We start from the raw sequence: 21,598 nt of genomic DNA on the forward strand, positions 1-21,598 counted from the left end.
ACAAATGAAATTCTTTATTGATACAGCAAACATTAACGAAATTAAAGAGGCAAATGAATTAGGCGTATTAGCTGGAGTAACGACAAATCCATCACTTGTAGCAAAAGAAGGCGTAGATTTCCACGAGCGCATTCGTGAAATTTGCAACGTTGTAGAAGGACCTGTAAGTGCAGAAGTAATTAGCTTAGAAGCTGATAAAATGATTGAAGAAGGAAAAGAATTAGCGAAGATTGCTCCAAACGTTGTTGTAAAAGTTCCAATGACAACAGAAGGTTTAAAAGCAGTAAAAGCGTTCTCTGATTTAGGAATTCGTACAAACGTTACATTAGTATTCTCAGCAGTTCAAGCATTACTTGCTGCTCGTGCTGGTGCAACGTACGTTTCACCATTCTTAGGTCGTTTAGATGATATCGGTCATAACGGTATGGATTTAATTCGTCAAATCGCAGAAATCTTTGCAATTCATGGTATCGAAACAGAAATCATCGCAGCATCTGTACGTCACAGCGTTCACGTAACTGACGCAGCATTAAACGGTGCACATATTGCAACAATCCCAGCAAACGTAATTGCTTCATTAGTGAAGCACCCATTAACAGATCAAGGAATTGAGAAATTCTTAGCTGATTGGGAAAAAACACAAGAGAAATAATAGAAAAGCAAGAATCCTAGTTTAATTGACTAGGATTCTTTTTTATTTAAAAGAATTTTCATGCAATTTTGCATATTGTCTTTTAAATTTGTTATATAAGATATTTAATATATATCACATAACTCTTTATTTTTAATATTTCGACATAAAGTGAAACTTTAATCAGTGGGGGCTTTGTTCATTCCCCCACTGATTATTAATTGAACCAAGAGATAAAAAGATAGAGGGTCTGACCAGAAAACTGGAGGGCATGATTCTATAACAAAAAGCTTAATGTTTATAGAATTATGTCTTTTTATATAGGGAGGGTAGTAAACAGAGATTTGGACAAAAATGCACCGATTTATCTGAATTTTAAGTTTTATAAAGGGGAGAAATGGAATGAGAAGAAAAGCACCATTTAAAGTGTTGTCATCATTAGCAATTGCGGCAATTATCGGATGTACATCTGTAATGAGTGCTCCGTTAGCATATGCAGAAACGGTAGCAAAAGAGAAAGATAGTGTATCTACAACACCAATTGATTACAATTTAATTCAAGAAGATCGTTTAGCGGAAGCTCTGAAAGAAAGAGGAACAATTAATCCAGCATCTTCTAAAGAAGAGACGAAAAAAGCTGTTGAGCAATATATTGAAAAGAAACAAGGAGATCAGGCGAATAAAGAAATTCTTCCAGATGCTCACTCACAAGAAACATCTGATTTCACAAAAAAAGTAAAAGAGAAAAAGATGGAAGAAAAGGAAAATGTAAAAAAGGCTGAAAAAAATGTTAGCCTTGAGCAAAAGCCAGAACCAAATAAAAAGCAATTGAATGGGCAAGTTCCAACTTCAAAAGCAAAGCAAGCTCCATATAAGGGATCTGTTCGATCGGATAAAGTATTAGTGTTACTCGTTGAATTTAGTGATTATAAACATAATAATATTGATCAAACACCAGGTTATATGTATTCGAAAGACTTTAGTAGAGAACATTATCAAAAGATGTTGTTCGGTAATGAGCCGTATACTTTATTTGATGGTTCAAAAGTAAAAACGTTTAAACAATACTATGAAGAGCAGTCTGGTGGTAGTTATACGACAGATGGATATGTAACGGAGTGGCTAACTGTTCCAGGAAAAGCATCTGATTATGGAGCTGATGGTAGCAGTGGTCACGATAATAAAGGTCCAAAGGGTGCACGTGATTTAGTGAAAGAAGCTTTGTATGCAGCTGCTGAGAAAGGACTAGATTTATCTCAGTTTGATCAATTTGATAGATATGATACAAACGGGGACGGGAATCAAAATGAACCTGACGGTGTAATTGATCATTTAATGGTAATCCATGCTGGTGTTGGTCAAGAAGCTGGTGGCGGTAAATTAGGTGATGATGCGATCTGGTCACATCGTTCAAAATTAGCAGTAGATCCAGTAGCGATTGAAGGTACGAAATCAAAGGTAGATTACTTTGGTGGTAAAGTAGCAGCACATGATTACACAATTGAACCAGAAGATGGAGCTGTAGGTGTGTTTGCACATGAATTTGGACATGATCTTGGATTACCAGATGAATATGACACGAAATATACTGGAAATGGTTCACCAGTCGAAGCTTGGTCATTAATGAGTGGAGGTAGTTGGACAGGGAAAATCGCAGGAACAGAGCCGACTAGTTTTTCACCACAAAATAAAGACTTCTTACAAAAGAATATGGGTGGCAACTGGGCAAAAATATTAGAAGTAGATTACGATAAAATTAAGAGTGGTGTGGGAGTTCCTACCTATATTGATCAAAGTGTTACGAAATCAAATCGTCCAGGCGTTGTACGTGTTAACTTACCAGGTAAAAGTGTTGAAACGATTAAACCGGAGTTTGGAAAGCATGCATATTATAGTACAAGAGGCGATGATATGCATACAACGTTAGAGACACCATTCTTTGATTTAACAAAGGGAACAAATGCAAAATTCGATTATAAAGCAAATTATGAGTTAGAAGCAGAGTGCGATTTCGTCGAAGTACATGCAGTAACAGAAGATGGAACGAAAACATTAATTGATAGACTTGGGGAAAAAGTAGTCCAAGGAGATAAAGATACAACAGATGGGAAATGGATTGATAAATCATATGATTTAAGTCAATTTAAAGGCAAAAAAGTGAAACTACAATTCGACTATATTACAGATCCGGCTGTAACATATAAAGGTTTTGCGATGGACAATGTAAATGTAACTGTTGATGGACAAGTTGTATTTTCTGATGATGCAGAAGGACAGTCTAAAATGAATTTAAATGGTTTTGTTGTTTCTGATGGGACAGAGAAGAAAGCTCATTATTACTACTTAGAGTGGAGAAATTATGCGGGATCAGATAATGGTTTAAAAGCAGGAAAAGGTCCAGTGTATAATACAGGTCTTGTCGTTTGGTATGCAGATGATAGTTTCAAAGATAACTGGGTTGGGGTGCATCCAGGTGAAGGATTCCTTGGTGTTGTAGATTCTCATCCAGAAGCGCTAGTTGGTAATTTAAACGGAAAACCAGCATACGGTAATACAGGCATGCAAATTGCAGATGCAGCATTTTCATTTGATAAAACACCAGCATGGAGTGTAAATTCATTAACACGTGGTCAGTTTAACTATTCTGGATTACAAGGTGTTACAACTTTTGATGATTCAAAAGTATATAGTAACAAGCAAATTGCAGACGCAGGAAGAAAAGTTCCAAACCTTGGACTTAAATTCCAAGTTGTTGGACAGGCAGAAGATAAATCGGCAGGCGCTGTTTGGATTAAACGTTAATAACATAAAAGCACATTCTTCATATGAAGAGTGTGCTTTTTAATTTGTACAGTAAGTTATTATTTTAGTTTATCCCGCATTAACGGTCAGTAAGATCCCCACCTCAAAATTCAGTGGAAATAAAGAAGTTAGTTGGGAGATCAACTACCCGTAAAAGCCCGATTGGTTCAACTAATAATCAGTGGGGAGGAACAAAACCCCCATTGATTAAAGTTTCACTTTATGTAATACAAGTGTTTATTCATGTGTACTGTATCAAATTATGTGGGGAAAGGAAATATTTCCGAGGAAATTGTCGAAGTATCGTCAGTATTTATAAACTTTCTGTTTAAAAGAAGAGATGTATTATTGCCTTTACGGCTCAATTTATTTACATTGTTATTTGGTTATACACAAAAGTAATATATTGGGCAAAAAGAGTTCTATTCGATAGGGCTCTTTGGTTTTGTATTTGATATACAAATATTAACCTCGATTGTTTGGAAATGTATCTTCTTGTTTAGCCTCAGTTGGACTTTAACTGCAGTTTTTGTTTTTCGTTTATATGAAGAAGGAGATGAGCGGTTACCTTTTATATTTAAATTAATTGGCATTATTCCAACGCTTCCATTATATTACGAGTTATATCAATATGCATTAAAAAAAAGACAACGATGGATTATCCCATCATTGTCTTTTTTACTTTGCTTCTTACATAAATCATCCCAGCAAATGTTAATAAAAATGCTGTCCCGATAATGAAGCTGACGCTAGGTGATGCTCCGATTGCGCCGACTGTAAAGGAGCCAGCAACAACTCCTAATGAGAAGAAGGCATAAAATAATCCGAATGCCTTTCCGCGATTATCGTCTGTAGTATTTTCAACAAGTAAAGCGTTAATAGACGGAAAGAGGATTGCGAATCCAATTCCATAAATCATCATTACGATAAAGAGCATACCTTTTGTAGCAAATAATCCGAGTAAAGATAATGCGAATGCCATAACTGCAATTCCGATTAGCATTAGTTTCGAACGATTAAATCGATCATAAATACGATTTGTTGGAAGCAAGAAGAAGAGGATAGCAGTTATACCAAATACACTTAACATCATGCCTGTTGTAGATGCTTTAAGCGCTAATGCCTCAACTTTTACTGGTAACATATAAGTGACAATTCCTTGTGAAAACATTAATGTGAAAGCACCAATATATGCTTGTAATAACGGTTCTGATTTTAAAAGTTCAACCATATCTTCTTTGTTCATCATTTGCGTTCTTGATGTATCTTTTCTTGATACGTTATTTGGTAAGAAGAATAGAGATACGATCGTACCAAGAGCCATTAAAATAGAAATAGTAATGAAGACCCACTCTACGCCAGCTGTTGCTTTCATAATACCGCTGAAAGCAGGTCCTACGATTGCGGCTGTTCCAACAGCAGCACCAGATAGAGCCATTGCTTTTCCTTGTCTTTTTGCATTTGTTTGTTTTGATAAAAATGTAAAGGCAGCAGGAATTAAAAAGCCATCACTAAATCCATGCATAAAGCGCACAACTAATAGTTGTTCACCACTTTGAACAACGGTGTATAACAAGACTATGAAACTCGTAATTCCCATGCTTATATAAAGGATTTTTTTTGCACCAAATTTATCGACAGCGGCTCCAGCAATAATATTACCGATCATATTAGCGAATGAGTACATACCGACAACTAGCCCGATAATAAGAGGAGTTCCTCCAAGGCTTTGAGCGAAAGTACTCATAATAGGTAATTGTGAAAATGTATCTAAAAATGCCACGATAACGATAAAGTAAATAAAATATTTCAAGCGATATTCACCTCTCCTATGCTATTATGGCACAATGCTAATTTCACCTGCAATGAAATTGAATTAACAGATGTGGAAAAAAGTACAAAGTGACAAAATATTGAACGTTATTTGTAAAAAATTAGTGGGGATGTGATTGTTTTTTTGAAATATATGGATAGAAGTATTATAATAGAATTGTAAACTTCACCAGGTTAAGTATATACATAGAGAGGGATGTATAAAATGAAAGCACTACTTTGGCATAATCAACGTGATGTACGAGTAGAAGAAGTACCAGAACCAACAGTAAAACCAGGAACAGTGAAAATCAAAGTTAAATGGTGTGGTATTTGTGGGACAGACTTGCATGAATATTTAGCAGGGCCTATTTTTATTCCAACAGAAGAACATCCATTAACACATGTGAAAGCACCTGTTATTTTAGGTCATGAGTTTAGTGGTGAGGTAATAGAGATTGGTGAAGGAGTTACATCTCATAAAGTGGGAGACCGCGTTGTTGTAGAGCCAATTTATTCTTGTGGTAAATGTGAAGCTTGTAAACATGGACATTACAATGTTTGTGAACAACTTGTTTTCCACGGTCTTGGCGGAGAAGGCGGCGGTTTCTCTGAATATACAGTAGTACCAGAAGATATGGTTCATCACATTCCAGATGAAATGACGTATGAACAAGGTGCGCTTGTAGAACCAGCAGCAGTAGCAGTTCATGCAGTACGTCAAAGTAAATTAAAAGAAGGGGAAGCTGTAGCGGTATTTGGTTGCGGTCCAATTGGACTTCTTGTTATCCAAGCAGCTAAAGCAGCAGGAGCAACTCCTGTTATTGCAGTTGAACTTTCTAAAGAACGTCAAGAGTTAGCGAAATTAGCAGGTGCGGATTATGTATTAAATCCAGCAACTCAAGATGTGTTAGCTGAAATTCGTAACTTAACAAATGGTTTAGGTGTAAATGTTAGCTTTGAAGTAACAGGTGTTGAAGTTGTACTACGCCAAGCGATTGAAAGTACAAGCTTCGAAGGACAAACTGTAATTGTTAGTGTATGGGAAAAAGACGCAACAATTACTCCAAATAACTTAGTATTAAAAGAAAAAGAAGTTATTGGTATTTTAGGATACCGTCACATCTTCCCAGCTGTTATTAAATTGATTAGCTCCGGTCAAATTCAAGCAGAGAAATTAATTACGAAAAAAATTACAGTGGATCAAGTTGTTGAAGAAGGATTTGAAGCACTTGTAAAAGATAAAACACAAGTGAAAATTCTTGTTTCACCTAAATAAGATAGAATCGAATAGAGTAGCCCTTTTCTAGAAATAGAAGAGGGCTACTTTTTTTCTATACTGAAAGGTGATAGACTTTCCTTTGACTCAATGTATTTTTGTTTGGAAGGGAGAATCTAATGCTTTCATTTTTGTTAACTTTAAAGCGAATGTTAAGAGCCTGTTTACGAGCGTGGAAAGATAAAGAATTTCAAGTATTATTTGTATTAACAATTTTGACTTTAATATCGGGTACGATTTTTTATAGTACAGTTGAAGGATTACGTCCTATTGACGCTTTATATTTTAGTGTGGTCACGTTGACGACTGTCGGTGATGGGAATTTTAGTCCGCAAACTGATTTCGGAAAGATATTTACAATTTTATACATATTTATTGGGATTGGACTAGTGTTTGGATTTATTCATAAGTTAGCAGTTAATGTACAATTGCCAAGTATATTATCGAATAGAAAAAAAGAGTAAAGCATTCAGATGCTTTACTTTTTTTTTACATTAGTTTAGACAAGCCTTAATAATAGTTTATTAAAATGAAAGTGTATTCATTCATTATATTCACTGTGTATAAAGTTATAATGATATGAACATTTGCATATTTTAATTTATTGATAGAAATTTCATGAAAGGTGGGATATTCTAGTCATAGGTTAACCGGACGACATCATAGGATCCTAACAAAATGTTTACAATAATTCAATTATAAAATGGAGGATTTTATATGAAAAAAAAAGTACTTGCTTTAGCGGCAGCTATTACATTAGTTGCTCCATTACAAAGTGTTGCATTTGCTCATGAAAATGATGGGGGACAGAGATTTGGAGTTATTCCGCGCTGGTCTGCTGAAGATAAACATAAAGAAGGCGTGAATTCTCATTTATGGATTGTAAACCGTGCAATTGATATTATGTCTCGTAATACAACACTTGTAAAACAAGATCGAGTTGCACTATTAAATGAATGGCGTACTGAGTTAGAGAACGGTATTTATGCTGCTGACTATGAAAATCCTTATTATGATAATAGCACATTTGCTTCACATTTCTATGACCCTGACAATGGGAAAACTTATATTCCGTATGCAAAGCAAGCAAAGGAAACAGGAGCTAAATATTTTAAATTAGCTGGTGAGTCTTATAAAAATAAAGATATGAAACAAGCGTTCTTCTATTTAGGATTATCTCTTCATTATTTAGGGGATGTAAACCAACCGATGCATGCGGCAAACTTTACGAATCTATCGTATCCACAAGGATTCCATTCTAAATATGAAAACTTTGTAGATACGATAAAAGATAATTATAAAGTAACGGATGGAAATGGATATTGGAACTGGAAAGGTACGAATCCAGAAGATTGGATTCATGGAGCGGCAGTAGTTGCGAAACAAGATTACGCTGGCATTGTAAATGATAATACGAAAGATTGGTTCGTGAGAGCTGCTGTATCACAAGAATATGCAGATAAATGGCGCGCTGAAGTTACACCAATGACAGGTAAGCGTTTAATGGATGCACAACGTGTTACTGCTGGATATATTCAGCTTTGGTTTGATACGTACGGAAATCGTTAAGTATTTAAAAAAGGTCAAATCTCAGAATAGAGTATTTGGCCTTTTTATCACTATACAATACATGGAGGTATGAAACGTGAAAGGTAAATTGCTAAAAGGTGTACTTAGCTTAGGTGTTGGTTTAGGAGCTTTATATAGCGGAACGTCAGCTCAAGCAGAAGTGTCTACAAATCAAAATGATACATTAAAAGTGATGACGCATAATGTATATATGCTATCAACAAACTTATATCCGAACTGGGGACAAACTGAGCGTGCTGATTTAATCGGGGCGGCAGATTATATAAAGAATCAAGATGTAGTTATATTAAATGAAGTGTTTGATAATAGCGCTTCAGATCGTTTATTAGGGAATTTGAAGAAAGAATATCCAAATCAAACAGCAGTATTAGGTCGTAGTAGTGGAAGTGAATGGGATAAAACGTTAGGAAACTATTCATCTTCAACTCCTGAAGATGGTGGCGTTGCGATTGTGAGCAAATGGCCAATCGCTGAAAAGATTCAATATGTATTTGCAAAAGGATGCGGGCCAGATAATTTATCGAATAAAGGATTTGTATACACGAAAATTAAGAAAAATGATCGTTTCGTTCACGTGATTGGGACGCATTTGCAGGCTGAAGATAGTATGTGCGGAAAAACTTCACCAGCATCTGTACGTACGAACCAATTAAAAGAAATTCAAGATTTTATTAAAAATAAAAATATACCAAATAATGAGTATGTGTTAATTGGTGGTGATATGAACGTAAATAAGATAAATGCAGAGAACAATAATGATTCAGAGTATGCATCTATGTTTAAAACATTGAACGCTTCTGTACCATCTTATACTGGACATACAGCGACTTGGGATGCAACGACAAACAGTATTGCAAAATATAATTTCCCTGATAGTCCTGCCGAATATTTAGATTATATTATTGCAAGCAAAGACCATGCGAACCCATCGTATATAGAGAATAAGGTGTTACAGCCGAAATCTCCACAATGGACTGTTACATCATGGTTCCAAAAATATACGTATAATGATTACTCTGATCATTATCCAGTAGAGGCGACTATTTCTATGAAGTAGTTTCAAAAAGTTTCTTCGTAAAGAAGAAACTTTTTTTATTTGCAAACAGGAAAATCATACTTTCTTTCCAATATGTATAAGACATATTGAAAAGAGGAGAGAAAAATGTGGATCGAGGAATTTTTAAAGAAGTTCCATTACCGTGTGCATTTTTGGATGAAGTGGCTTTAGATAGAAATATTCAATCGATTATAGAGTTAAGTGGAAATAAGAAGATTCGTATAGCGAGTAAATCGTTACGTTCTGTTCCGATTATGCAAAAGATTTTAGCTGCAAATGATCGATTTCAAGGTATTATGTGCTTTTCACCTAGAGAGGTTTTATTTTTAATAGAACAAGGATTTAATGATTTATTGCTCGGATATCCTGCTTATGATGAAAGAGCTTTGTGTGAAATTAGTTTGCTAACAAAGAAAGGTTTCATTATAACTTGTATGGTGGATTGTGAAGAGCATATTGTGTATTTAGAAAAAATTGCTGAGAAATCTAAAGGATGTTTTCGTGTTTGTTTGGATATTGATATGAGTAGTCGTTTCTTTCAATTTCATTTTGGTGTACAAAGATCCCCAGTAAAAAATGTGCAGGATGCGTTGAAAGTAGTAGAAAAGGTGAGAAGGTCATCATATTTAATGTTAGATGGTGTGATGGGTTATGAAGCTCAAATTGCTGGGGTGGGAGACCATATACCGAATCAATGGCTGAAAAGTAAAGTGATTTCGTATTTAAAGCAGAAATCAGTGCTAGAAGTGAAAGAAAGAAGAGAACATATTGTAAAAGCAATACAAAAACTTGGTATTGAGCTAAGGTTTGTAAATGGAGGCGGAACAGGAAGCATAAAAACAACTGAGAAAGATAATTCAGTTTCAGAGATTACAATAGGTTCTGCTTTTTATTCTCCGAAGCTGTTTGATTATTATAAAGAGGTGAAATTTCATCCAGCGGTCGGATTTGCTTTACCAGTTGTGCGTAAACCAGTCCAGTTTATTTACACTTGCCTAGGTGGTGGATATATTGCTTCAGGAGCAGTTGGAAAAGATAAAGAGCCTGAAGTTTGGAGACCGAAGGGTGCAAAACTATTAGCTTTAGAAGGTGCTGGCGAGGTACAAACGCCAATTTTTTATAGCGGCGAGGAACGAGTGGATATAGGAGAGTCCATTTTGTTTCGTCATAGTAAGGCTGGTGAATTATGTGAGCGCTTTCCTTTTTTGTATCGTGTTAAAAAAGGAGAGATTGTTGGGAAGTATTCAACATATCGGGGGGATGGCCAATGCTTTCTATAAAGGGGAAAAAGTGGAGAAATTGGACAGGGAATGTAGAAGGAACGCCGCATTATACGATGTATCCAGAAAGTATACAAGATGTAGTAGAAGTTGTGGGGCTTGCGCGAAAAAAGGGAAAGAAAATTCGTGTTGTCGGTTCAGGACACTCGTTTACCCCCCTTGTGCAAACGGAAGAAGTTTTAGTTTCTTTAGATGAATTGAAGGGTATTGTGAATATTGATGCAGAGAAGATGGTTGCTGAAGTATGGGCAGGAACAAAGTTATATGATTTAGGGAAGTTACTTGAGGAAAAAGGCTATGCGCAAGAAAATTTAGGGGATATTGATTCACAATCTATTGCAGGAGCGATTAGTACGGGGACTCATGGAACGGGTATTACCTTTGGGAGTTTATCAACACAAGTTATAGAGATTACGGCAGTTTTATCTAATGGTGAGAGTATAGTTTGTTCGGAAACTGAGAACGTAGAATATTGGAGAGCGTTTCAGTTGTCACTTGGAATGTTAGGTATCATTGTAAAGATAAAATTAAAGGTTATTCCAGCGTATTCACTCGTTTATGAAAGTGAAAAACAGTCATTATCCACTGTAATGAACAAACTAGAAGAATATAAGAAGCATCGTCATTTTGAATTTTTCGTTTTTCCTTATTCTGATGAAGTACAAGTAAAACTTACGAACGAAACAACGAATACAGGCAGTGATTTGAAATGGCATAAATTAAAGGTGGAGTTACTTGAAAATAGGATGTTCTCTTTACTATCTAAAGGGTGTAAATGGTTTCCTTCTATAAGTAAAGGAGTGAGTCGATTATCAGCTAAAGCTGTACCAAACACAAAAATAATTGGCCCGAGCTATGAAGTATTTGCTACATCACGTACGGTACCATTTTATGAAATGGAGTATAGCATTCCTTCAAAGTATATGAGGACGGTTGTAGAAGAAATCTCAAATCTTATTGAAAAGAAAAAGTATAAGGTGCACTTCCCGATCGAATGCCGCTATGTGAAAGGTGATGATATATGGCTTAGTCCAGCCTATGGAAGAGATTCAGCGTATATCGCTGTTCATATGTATAAAGGTATGAAATATGCTGCTTACTTTGGTGAAGTGGAAAAAATTTTTCTGAAGTATGAAGGGCGTCCGCATTGGGGGAAAATGCATACATTATCGTATGAGCAATTACAAGATATATATCCAGAGTTTCATTCGTTTTTACAGGCGAGGAAGTCTCTAGATGAACTTGGAATGTTTTTTAATCCTTATGCAGAAAAGTTATTTATCCCGCTATTTGCCGGGCAGTAAGACCCCCACTGATTAAATTTTCACATTATGTATATAAAAAAGCTGACAAATAATTATTTGTCAGCTTTTTTTAGTGTAATTGCATTTCTTGTATGACTAATATGTTCATAAAATAGTAGTTTATCACGGCTAAATACATGCAGTAAAACATGAATAATGAATAGGCCGTTAATGATAAATAGGAATAACAATGTAATGAGTAATACTAAAGGTTCTGTATGATTTAACATAGAGCTACTAGAAAGAATATAATTGATTCCGCCTAACGCAAAATAAAATATACCGTAGCGAATAAATAGTTCTTTTAATGTAATACGATCTGCTTTTCCTTTCAGATGAATGCGAAGCAATGCTTTCCCAATTGTTTTTCCATTTGTAAAGTATGGAATAAGAATAAAATAAATAAGGATTGAACACGTAATGAAAATGAGTTCATACATATTCGTGTAAGATTGCATATTAGAAACGAAGAAAGAATTTCCTTTGTTTTTAACGACAGGTACGACGATAGATAAGAAAATCCAATCAATTTGCATCGCGATAAGGCGACGAATGAATCCGACTGGTTTCGTTTCCAAATCAATATGACTATCTAACTCGTTTGTCTTCGGAAGGAAGTACGTAAATATTGGTGCAATGATAAAACCAATTACGCCACCTAATGTATTTAAAAACAAATCATCGATATCAAATAATCGGTATGCACAATTGTATATACCGTATAATCCAGTCACTTGTGTTAGCTCGAAAAATAGTGAAAGGAAAAAGGAAATGCAAATTGTTTGTAAGAAACTACGTCGGAAATAATAACGTAAGTAAATACCGAATGGAACAGTTAATAGAACATTAAATGCAACTTGTAAAAACGCAGACTCTTTTAATAAGTAGAAATAAGTAGCTGGTTTCGTTAAAACTGCCGATGTATGACTACTAATCTCTTGTATGAAATAAAATGGTGAGAGTTGCATGTGTTGTGTATTAGCTGGTTGTAGGCTACAAGTATCAAACGTTTGTGGTAACGGCAAAATAACAAGAAAATAGGCATTTAATAAGTAAAGTAATAATGAGTATAAAATAAATGAGCGCCATTTATTTAAATAACCGTATTTTCGATAATTAAATATTAAAAAAGGGATTAAAAGAAACATTGCTAAAAAGGGGAATAAAATAAATGCTGTTTTTACTGGAAATAAATATGCAGTCAAAGTAAAACTCCTTTCAATGAAAATTCGTTTATCATTATAGCGCTAAAAATATTTAAATACAAAGTTAAAATCTTTCGAAATAGAAATAATTACTAATTTTATAGGAATTAAGTTATAATAAATTTAATATGAGGATATTATGATTATGTAAGTTAAGAGAGGGTACAAGAGATGCGATATGAACTTTTTTCTGTAAGTGGGGATCATATTACGACTTTTGAAAGTGCATGGCGTTTTCAGGAGGGAGAACAGATTTTTGTTCATGATGATCAAACAAAAAGAAACTTTATTATTATTCGTCTGACGCATGATGTATTTCAACAAAATAAACATGTTATTCGTTTGTATTGTCAAGAGAAGAAAGTGTATGCATAAGAGAAGCCCTCTTACAGTATGAAAAGTAAGAGGGCTCTTTATCCCGCTATTTGTGGGAAGCACAATTGGTGAGGATTAAAGTTTCACTTTATCATTTTGCCCCTCGTAAGGAATAAAAAGAGAAGGGTTAATGCACATAGGTAGCATTTGATTTGGAAGAAAGTATATAGCCTTGTATTTTGTGCTTCAAAGTTACATGGCCTTCTCTTTGAGAAAGCCATGTATGGTAATCTTGTTGTGTTTTCCATAACAGACGAATCATATATTCTGCCTTATCATTTGTACGATGAACATGTGAAAACTCTATGTTAATACAACCGTTCGTTCCAGGGGAAGGATAATATTGTTTAAGCCCATAAAGTAGCTCATTTTCATATTCGTACTTAATGTGAATGAGTTTAGTAACTATAAACATATAAACACCTCTTTTACGATAATAGTAGGAAAGATAGAATTACTGTAATAGTAAACTTAAATAATATTATACTATTCAGAAAATTCTAAGTAAATAATAGATTTTAACTTAATAGAGGTATAAAAAAGCGAGTCATTCTATTACACTAGATGACTCGCTTTCAATTTGTAAGTTTTACTTTATAAGAAAATAAGAGTAAGTACACCTACGATAATACAATAGAAAGAGAAATATTTTAAATTTCCTTTTGCCATAATGTTCATAAACCATTTTAGTGAAATATACGTCATGATAAATGTTGCGATGAATGCAACGACATATGGTACGAATAATGTGTCTAGATTTGGATCATTTGCAATGTCTGTAATGCTTAACAATAAGCCACCTAAGCTAACAGGAATGTATAGTAAGAATGAGAAGCGAAGTGCTGTTTCTTGCTTCATACCAAGTAACATTGCTGCTACGATTGTGGCACCAGATCGGCTTATTCCGGGAATCAGTGCGCAAGCTTGTGCTAATCCGACGATGATTGCATCTTTCATAGAAAGGTCGCCATCATTTTTACGACCGCGTAAATTTCTAATAATCCAAAGGCCGACAGCAGTAATAAGAAGGGAAATCCCAACCATCTTCACACCTTTTAAGTACTGATCGATGTAATCTTTAAATAAAACACCAATAACACCTGCTGGAATGGTTGCAATAACAAGATAAATAATAAAGAAGAAATCTGATTTTGCGTCTTCTGCTCTTGTAAATATATAAGAGAGACCATTCTTCGTTAGACGAATTAAATCATTTCTATAAATAAGTAATACAGCTAATAATGAAGCTGAATTAACAAGTAGTTCGAAGCTAAACCCTTCTATTTTTAGTCCTAGCAAATGTTGTGCTAAAACGAGATGACCACTTGAAGAAATCGGAATTGGTTCTGTTAGTCCTTGGAACAGACCGAGAATTAAATATTTTAAAACGTAGTAAAATTGTTCCATAATAACCTCCTTGTTTATTAGTTGAAAGAAACAACTTTTCCATTATAACAAAGATATGGATGAATATTGAAAAGAAATAAATATTCAAAATAAAATAAAAATCCCTTATAGCAGTATAAGGGATTTTTATTTTTAATTAAGAAGTTACTGTTTCTTGAAGACTTTTAGACAATTGAACATCGACTTTTTCAGCATCATGAATATGATTCATAATAGTAGTATTTAATTTTTGGAACATTTGTTGTGTGTTAGCGAATTCTCGTAATATGTCATCATTACAAGACTTTTGGTTTTCGATAGCCTTAATAACATTTGTAGCACCATTTTGTAACGTTTGAATCATAACTAAAATATTTTCAATTCTAGCATTTGTATCGGCGCTCATTTCTACACCTTCATCAACTAAATGTAAATTATCTTTTGTGTTATCATATGCTTTTTCAATTTCTTCTTGAATTTTTTTCGTTAAGTTGCCGATGTTTTTTGTACTTTCTGCTGTACTTTCCGCTAGTTTTCTTACTTCATTGGCAACGACAGCGAATCCCTTACCATGCTCTCCAGCACGCGCGGCTTCAATACTCGCATTTAAAGCAAGTAAATTTGTTTGTGCTGCAATGTTTTGAATGACTTCTACAATTTGCTCGATTTCCTTTGAGCGTTCGCTTAGATGATTCATACTATTAGACGTGCGTTGAGATTGTTCACCTAATTTATTAATTACAATAAGTAAGCGGTGAACGGATTCTTTTCCTTCATTAGAGCAGTCAATAATTTCTGCAATAGACTGAATTAAGCTTTGTTCCTTTTGTAACATTTCATTATTTAACTCATTGGAATGTGTCGTACGTGTTGAAACATTTTCGAAACATGAACTTAATTGTTGAACTAAGCTTTGAAGTGTATTGTGTTGGTTATTTACAAGTTGATGCTCTTGGACAACGCTTTGTACACGATCGTGGATAGTAGAAATAGTCTCTTGTTTTTCAATATCTTTTTGTTTTAATTCTAATTCTAATTCTTGTATACGCTCTTCTAATTGAGAAATTGTATGTTGGAGTGATTTTTTTTGAGTAAACATGTATTTATTTCAACCGCCTTCGAAAGTTATATTTTCTCTATATTTGGATTTTAGCATCTTTTGTATTTTTTAAATATAGGAATTGTTAAATATTTAAGAATCTATTACATTTTATTCATAATTCTCTTTTTTTCGTCACGAAAAATAAACTGTATTTAATCGTTTTGTAAACAAACTGTAAAATAAATCATGTATAACTGTATAAGAAGGGAGTCGGATTATGAACTATTTTAAGCGAATCAGCTGTCTAGTATTAGCAGGAATTATCGGTCTTTCTAGTACAGTCGCTGTTAAAGCAGAGTCAAACGACGAGAAACTTAACAACATGCAACAGCAATTGCAACAAAACGATGCAGAAATGCAAAAGAAAGAGCAAGAAAAGCAAGCTGTTAGTAAAGAAATTAAAGGTATCGAAAACGAACTACATAATTTAAATAATACAATTGCAAAAAATAAAGAGGATCAAGCTGCTATTCAACGTAAAATTGATGAAACACATAAGCAGATTGAACAAAAAAAGGAAGAAATTATCGTTTTAGAGGATAAAGTCCTTGCTCGTAAAGATATTATGAGAAAACGTATGGTTTCTGTTCAAAACAGTTCAAATACAAGTTTAGTAGTAGAAGTTGTAGTAGAGTCAAAAAACTTTGCAGACTTCTTACAACGTATGAACGCAGTTTCTACTATTCTAGAAGCTGATAAAGAAATTTTACGTCTACAAGAACAAGATCTTCGTCAAATTGAAGAGGACAAGAAAACAATTGACGAAAAAGAAGCATCTTTAGTAGTAGATAAACAAAAATTAGCAAAAGCGCAAGCTGAACTGCAAGATAACCTGAAAAAACGTCAAGATAACTTGCAAACAGTTCAAGCTAAATATAATGAAGTTGCAAGCCAACTTAATTTAGCAGCGGAAGAGAAAGCTAAAATTGAATCAAATATGAAGGCAGTACAAGAAACGATTGCTCGTGAACAAGAAGCAGCAAGAATCGCAGCGGAAGAGCGTGCAAAAGCAGAAGCGGCTGCAAAAGCAGAGCAAGAAGCTTTAGCGAAAGCACAAGCGGAAATTGCTGAAAAGCAAAAGCAGGAAAAAGCTAATAAACCAGCTGAACCAGTTGCTAATAATAATTCGAAGGTAGAACCTACAAAACCTGCACAACCTGAACCATCTTCTAAGCCAACTGCTGGTGGGAAAGAAATTTATGTAGAAGCTACAGCTTATACAGCTGATCCAGGAGAAAATGGTTATGCGCCAGGTCAACAAGTATTTTCTGCATGGGGACCAGGTGGTAAAGGTTATAATCTAACTGCAAACCCAGGAATGAAATTAATTGCTGTAGATCCAAAAGTTATTCCATTAGGCAAAACTGTAAATGTTGAAGGGTATGGAGTCGCAATTGCAGCAGATACTGGTGGAGCGATTAAAGGTAACAGAATTGATGTGTTAATGCCTGATAAAGGGTCTTCTAGTCAATGGGGAAGAAAAATTGTTAAAGTTACAATTTTAAACTAAAACGTAATCCAACTTTACAATACGTAGAGTTGGATTTTTTTATAATAATAATGTTAAGTTGAGTTTACATTTTGTTAAGGGTAGCATACAATAATGGTGAGAGGTGGTAAATTTGACCATTTTAAACAGAGTAAAAGAATTAAGAGCTCGTTTTAACTTTACGCAAAGTGTATTAGCAGAAAAGGTTGGAGTAACGAGACAAACAATTGCTGCAATTGAAAAAGGGGATTACGTTCCTTCTTTGTTATTAGCACTTACGATTTGTGATGTGTTCCAGTTAAAGATGGAAGACGTGTTTGTTTTAAATAAGGAGGAGGAAGAGGATGAATAGAATTGTTTTTTCTTATATTATAAATGTACTCTATACTGCACTAGCATGTTGGACATTTGTTGAATTTTATAGTGTTATTACAGAGTTAGCAGATATAATTAAAAACGACAAATTCCCATTTGAAGTATGGTTTAATGGAGTACCATTCATTTTATTATTTATTGGAGCAATTATAGTTACAATTTTTTATAGAATTCAAAAGAAAAAATATAAGAATTTATCTTTTTGGATGTATCCATTATTATTTCCGCTAGAAGATGAACGTGAAAAAGCGATTACGGATAAAGCTTGTCGAACAACATTTGTATCGTTATGGTTTGTGTTACCTTGTGCAGTTGGATTTTTAACTTTTTCGCCTATTATTAATGAATATCTTCCTGGATACCCATTATATATTCTATTTTCTATTTTCTTTATTCAAATGACAGTATTTCACGTATCACTATACAGAAATAAATTAGCTTGAAAAGAAACCTTCTTGCATCGGCAAGAAGGTTTCTTTTCAAGCTAATACTTGTACATATAGCGATATTATTTTATCATTTTATATAGAGTAAGATTTTGTAAGGGAAAGGAACTGTGTATGAATAAGCAAAGAATTTATAGTATAGTAGCAATTCTGCTATTTGTTGTAGGTGGCGTGTTAATTGGAAAGCCATTTTATGATGGATATCAGGCTGAAAAGAAACAGACTGAAAATGTGCAGGCTGTTCAAAAGATGGATTATGAAAAGCATGAGACGGAATTTGTAGATGCTTCCAAAATTAATCAACCAGACTTGGCGGAAGTGGCGAATGCATCATTAGATAAGAAACAAGTAATTGGTCGTATTTCGATTCCAAGTGTTTCAGTAGAACTGCCTGTTTTAAAAGCTTCTACTGAAAAAAACTTATTATCAGGTGCAGCGACAGTAAAAGAGAATCAAGTTATGGGAAAAGGAAATTACGCATTAGCAGGACATAACATGTCTAAAAAAGGTGTTTTATTTAGTGATATAGCTTCTTTGAAAAAAGGCGATAAAATTTATTTGTATGACAATGAAAATGAATATGAGTATGCGGTTACTGGTGTATCTGAAGTGACTCCTGATAAGTGGGAAGTTGTAGAGGATCATGGGAAAGATGAGATAACGCTTATTACATGTGTATCTGTAAAGGATAATTCTAAGCGTTATGTTGTTGCTGGTGATTTAGTAAGAACGAAGGCGAAGAAGTAAAAAAGAAGGTGAACTCTTTAAAGAGTTCACCTTCTTTTTTACTAATGTTGAGAAATAATAGAATATTTCGGTTTTGTATTTAAATATTATTCTATTTATGTATAATAAAGTTAGGATTCTATATTTTGGGAGGAACAAGAGTGAGACAACAGGTGAAGAAACTTCTTTTAACAACGAGTATAGCGTTATTGGTAGCTCCGATTTCAGCTTATGCACATCCAGGGCGTACAGATGCTAATGGCGGACATACGTGTCGTACAAATTGTGAGAAATGGGGATTACAGTACGGGGAATATCATTATCACAATAAACCAGCTTCTAGTAGTGGCGCAACGAGCCCAGCTCCTAGCCAGAATAATAATAGTGCTGTAGAAGCTGAGAGACAAGCAGAAGCACAGCGCAATACCGAGGCGGAAAAACAACGTGCTGCAGAAGTGCAACGCAACGCTGAGGCGGAAAAACAACGTAATGCAGAAGCACAGCGTAAAGCTGAAGAAGAGAGACAACGTGTAGCCGAGGAACAAAGAAAAGCTGAAGAGGCACGTAAGCAAGAGGAAGCGCAGCGCCAAGCTGATATGGAAAAAGGTCAACTTGAAGGTCAAAAGAATGGAGAAACTGATTTTAAAGCAGGAAAAAATGATGCAGAAGTGCATGTAGCTGGAAAATCTGATGCATATAAACAAGCGTTTAAAGCGACTTATGCAGCCGTATGGTCTTTAGAAGAGCAGAAGAAAACGCATTTTGAAAAAGGAAAAGAACAAGGTTTAGCACAAGAGACGATGGACGATAGTCAAGTTGCTCCAGAGTTTAAGGTAAACTTTGCAGACGGATTCAAAGTAGGGAATAAAGAAAGAACAGAAAAAATTGAAAAAGAGCAAGCTGAGTTAGGGGAAAAGACAGGGAAAGAACTAGCTGAAAAGAATCCTGGAAATAGAGAGAAAGAAGTATACGTGAAGGCATATGAAACAGCGTATGAAAAAGGCTATAAGTCTACAAAAAAGGTAGTAGAAAAGGCTGGCTATAAGTATGCATTTGAAAACTATGATTTAAAAGTTCCTGCTAAGTATGAAAGAAATGAATTGTTAAAGAAATGGTTTACTGAAGGATTTAAATCGAATAAAAAAGCAGCGGAAATTCGAGAAGAAGGGTATAAAAAGGGAGACAGCTGGTTCTCATTCTTCTATAAGAGTTTCGTACCAAGTGAATATAAAGAACATAAAGAGCTGTACGAACAAGCAATTGAAAAAGGTAAAACAGCATAAAAAAAGATGAGGAGAAATTCCTCATCTTTTTTAATCCATCCATTTCACTAATTTCTTAGAAATTAATAATAAAACACAACCTAGTACAATTGCCACAGCGCCAATAACTGTGAATACTTCAGCGTATCCAAGTGAAGTTGTGAAGCTTGCAAGTTGTCCGCCTAAAATGTTGGCGATACCTGAACTTGCTAGCCATACACCCATTAGTAAAGATGCTAATTTTACCGGAGCAAGCGCACTAACCATTGATAGTCCGACAGGTGATAAGAATAGCTCACCTAACGTATGGAAAAGATACGTAAAGACGATAAACAGTAAGTTTGCTTTTTCTGTAATGTTATGTTCATCACTACCTGTTTTTAATGTAGCGATAACGAGAATGATATAACCAATACCGAGCAAAATCATACCAAGTCCCATTTTAGTTGGGATTTTTAAATCACCCTGCTTGCGAGTTGCAAGTTTTGCCCATAATGCAGAAATGACTGGAGCAAGTAAAATAATAAATAATGGATTGACCGATTGGAACCAAGATGTTGGAACTTCCCATCCGAACACAGAGCGGTCTACAAATTTGTTTGTATATAATGTTAATGAGCTACCAGCTTGTTCAAAGCCAGCCCAGAAGAAGACAACGAAGCATGTTAAAATGACGATAACTGCGGTACGTTGTTTTTCTTTTTTTGTTAATGGTGTATCTCCTACTGATGGTTGTCCAGCAGCTGTTTGTAAATCGCGAGTTGGTTTTTTACCGATATTACCAAGGAAGCGATTTGATAGTGTTGTAAATAAAATTTGTCCAATGATCATTCCGATTGAAGCGGCTAAGAAACCGTAACGGAATCCGTAATGTACAACGCCATCAACTGTTGTTTTGAATAAATTTTCTGATAAAAATCCGCAAACGAGTGGAGCTAAAAATGAACCGACGTTAATACCCATATAGAAAATGGTAAATGCACTATCACGTTTTGGATCGTTCTCTTCGTATAATTCTCCAACCAGTGTAGAGATGTTCGGTTTGAAGAATCCGTTACCGATAATAATAAGCGCTAATCCGAGGTATAGGCCTAATTGGTTTTGCAAGGCAAATAGTGTAAGGTTACCGATTGCCATTGTTATACCACCAATTGTGATTGCTTTTCGTCTACCTAGAAAACGGTCTGTTAAGTATCCACCAATCATTGGTGTGAAATAACAGGCTCCAGTATAAAATCCGTAAATAGAGAGTGCCCATGCGGGACTAAACCCAAGACCACCGCTTACTAAAGCTGTCGTTAAATATAATGTTAATAATCCTCGTAATCCATAGTAACTAAATCTTTCCCACATTTCTGTAAAGAAGAGTAAGTATAAACCTGGAGGATGTTTCTTTTTTCTTTGTTGTTCTCTTTCTAGTTGTATCGCTGATTCCATGTTATTTTCCTCCTGACACAAACAAAAACAAAGTTAATAA

General features: G+C 34.7%; 20 protein-coding genes and 1 pseudogene. 15 read left to right on the top strand and 6 right to left on the bottom strand.

The genetic code is table 11. The features are described 5' to 3' along the window. Positions 1-4: 4 nt before the first annotated feature. The 3 genes and pseudogenes from fsa to BC_RS03345 all read left to right on the top strand — a co-directional run. The gene (gene fsa, locus BC_RS03335; RefSeq protein WP_000667670.1) at positions 5-652 is read left to right on the top strand and encodes a fructose-6-phosphate aldolase; all 648 of its coding nucleotides are present in this window, start codon (positions 5-7) and stop codon (positions 650-652) included. A 381-nt stretch (positions 653-1,033) separates the two neighbouring features. Further along, complete coding sequence (inhA2, locus tag BC_RS03340; RefSeq protein ID WP_001252988.1) at positions 1,034-3,433, top strand: M6 family metalloprotease immune inhibitor InhA2; 2,400 nt, start codon at positions 1,034-1,036, stop codon at positions 3,431-3,433. Positions 3,434-3,862: 429 nt separating this feature from the next. Next, a pseudogene (locus BC_RS03345) lies at positions 3,863-4,171 on the top strand (hypothetical protein); the annotation flags it as partial. Here BC_RS03345 and BC_RS03350 read toward each other — a convergent pair. Further along, positions 4,092-5,246, bottom strand: a complete 1,155-nt coding sequence (locus BC_RS03350) for an MFS transporter (protein WP_000873272.1) — start codon at positions 5,244-5,246, stop codon at positions 4,092-4,094. The pseudogene BC_RS03345 and the gene BC_RS03350 overlap by 80 nt on opposite strands. Positions 5,247-5,471: 225 nt before the next feature. Between BC_RS03350 and bdhA the strand changes: the two genes are divergently transcribed. The 6 genes from bdhA (at position 5,472) to BC_RS03380 (ending at position 11,755) form a co-directional block, all read left to right on the top strand. Further along, the gene (gene bdhA, locus BC_RS03355) at positions 5,472-6,524 is read left to right on the top strand and encodes a (R,R)-butanediol dehydrogenase (protein WP_000645827.1); all 1,053 of its coding nucleotides are present in this window, start codon (positions 5,472-5,474) and stop codon (positions 6,522-6,524) included. A gap of 119 nt (positions 6,525-6,643) precedes the next feature. Next, on the top strand, positions 6,644-6,988 hold the full coding sequence (locus BC_RS03360) for a potassium channel family protein (RefSeq protein ID WP_000948210.1): 345 nt from the start codon (positions 6,644-6,646) through the stop codon (positions 6,986-6,988). Positions 6,989-7,241: 253 nt separating this feature from the next. Next, positions 7,242-8,093, top strand: a complete 852-nt coding sequence (gene cerA / locus BC_RS03365; RefSeq protein ID WP_000730997.1) for a phospholipase CerA — start codon at positions 7,242-7,244, stop codon at positions 8,091-8,093. 76 nt (positions 8,094-8,169) lie between these two features. Beyond that, complete coding sequence (gene sph, locus BC_RS03370) at positions 8,170-9,171, top strand: sphingomyelinase C (protein ID WP_000676803.1); 1,002 nt, start codon at positions 8,170-8,172, stop codon at positions 9,169-9,171. 107 nt (positions 9,172-9,278) lie between these two features. Next, a complete protein-coding gene (locus tag BC_RS03375) occupies positions 9,279-10,451 on the top strand; it encodes an amino acid deaminase/aldolase (protein ID WP_000373755.1) in 1,173 nt (390 codons plus the stop codon). Continuing rightward, the gene (locus BC_RS03380) at positions 10,439-11,755 is read left to right on the top strand and encodes a D-arabinono-1,4-lactone oxidase (RefSeq protein ID WP_000948912.1); all 1,317 of its coding nucleotides are present in this window, start codon (positions 10,439-10,441) and stop codon (positions 11,753-11,755) included. Before BC_RS03375 ends, BC_RS03380 begins: the two co-directional genes overlap by 13 nt. A 53-nt stretch (positions 11,756-11,808) precedes the next feature. On the opposite strand, the gene BC_RS03385 is transcribed toward BC_RS03380, so the two are convergent. After that, positions 11,809-12,960: a VanZ family protein gene (locus tag BC_RS03385; RefSeq protein ID WP_000128021.1), complete on the bottom strand. Its 1,152-nt coding sequence runs from the start codon at positions 12,958-12,960 to the stop codon at positions 11,809-11,811. A gap of 171 nt (positions 12,961-13,131) precedes the next feature. On the opposite strand from BC_RS03385, the gene BC_RS03390 reads away from it, so the two are divergent. Beyond that, on the top strand, positions 13,132-13,335 hold the full coding sequence (locus BC_RS03390) for a hypothetical protein (RefSeq protein ID WP_001268332.1): 204 nt from the start codon (positions 13,132-13,134) through the stop codon (positions 13,333-13,335). Between the two features lie 127 nt (positions 13,336-13,462). Here BC_RS03390 and BC_RS03395 read toward each other — a convergent pair whose 3' ends face one another. The 3 genes from BC_RS03395 to BC_RS03405 all read right to left on the bottom strand — a co-directional run bounded on the left by BC_RS03395 (position 13,463) and on the right by BC_RS03405 (position 15,820). Further along, positions 13,463-13,750: a hypothetical protein gene (locus BC_RS03395; protein ID WP_000471238.1), complete on the bottom strand. Its 288-nt coding sequence runs from the start codon at positions 13,748-13,750 to the stop codon at positions 13,463-13,465. A gap of 179 nt (positions 13,751-13,929) precedes the next feature. Beyond that, on the bottom strand, positions 13,930-14,742 hold the full coding sequence (locus BC_RS03400) for an undecaprenyl-diphosphate phosphatase (protein ID WP_000434794.1): 813 nt from the start codon (positions 14,740-14,742) through the stop codon (positions 13,930-13,932). Positions 14,743-14,878: 136 nt separating this feature from the next. Then, entirely contained in the window at positions 14,879-15,820 is a 942-nt protein-coding gene (locus BC_RS03405) for a methyl-accepting chemotaxis protein (protein ID WP_000495039.1), read from the bottom strand. Positions 15,821-16,040: 220 nt separating this feature from the next. Between BC_RS03405 and BC_RS03410 the strand changes: the two genes are divergently transcribed. The 5 genes from BC_RS03410 (at position 16,041) to BC_RS03430 (ending at position 20,142) form a co-directional block, all read left to right on the top strand. Further along, on the top strand, positions 16,041-17,333 hold the full coding sequence (locus tag BC_RS03410; RefSeq protein ID WP_001105776.1) for a 3D domain-containing protein: 1,293 nt from the start codon (positions 16,041-16,043) through the stop codon (positions 17,331-17,333). 103 nt (positions 17,334-17,436) lie between these two features. Further along, positions 17,437-17,664, top strand: a complete 228-nt coding sequence (locus BC_RS03415; RefSeq protein WP_011109823.1) for a helix-turn-helix transcriptional regulator — start codon at positions 17,437-17,439, stop codon at positions 17,662-17,664. Continuing rightward, positions 17,657-18,130, top strand: a complete 474-nt coding sequence (locus BC_RS03420; protein WP_001080038.1) for a hypothetical protein — start codon at positions 17,657-17,659, stop codon at positions 18,128-18,130. The genes BC_RS03415 and BC_RS03420 overlap by 8 nt, the downstream gene beginning before the upstream one ends. A gap of 117 nt (positions 18,131-18,247) precedes the next feature. After that, positions 18,248-18,880 (top strand): class A sortase, encoded by a 633-nt coding sequence (locus BC_RS03425; RefSeq protein WP_001041726.1) that lies wholly within the window; start codon positions 18,248-18,250, stop codon positions 18,878-18,880. 140 nt (positions 18,881-19,020) lie between these two features. After that, complete coding sequence (locus BC_RS03430; protein WP_001249819.1) at positions 19,021-20,142, top strand: YHYH domain-containing protein; 1,122 nt, start codon at positions 19,021-19,023, stop codon at positions 20,140-20,142. A gap of 30 nt (positions 20,143-20,172) precedes the next feature. Here the strand turns inward: BC_RS03430 and BC_RS03435 are convergent, their stop codons facing one another. Further along, positions 20,173-21,558, bottom strand: coding sequence for a peptide MFS transporter (locus BC_RS03435; RefSeq protein WP_000443143.1), 1,386 nt, complete (start codon positions 21,556-21,558; stop codon positions 20,173-20,175). Between the last annotated feature and the right edge of the window lie 40 nt (positions 21,559-21,598).

It is taken from the genome of Bacillus cereus ATCC 14579, assembly GCF_000007825.1.
In the GTDB taxonomy this organism is placed as follows: Bacteria; Bacillota; Bacilli; order Bacillales; family Bacillaceae_G; genus Bacillus_A; species Bacillus_A cereus.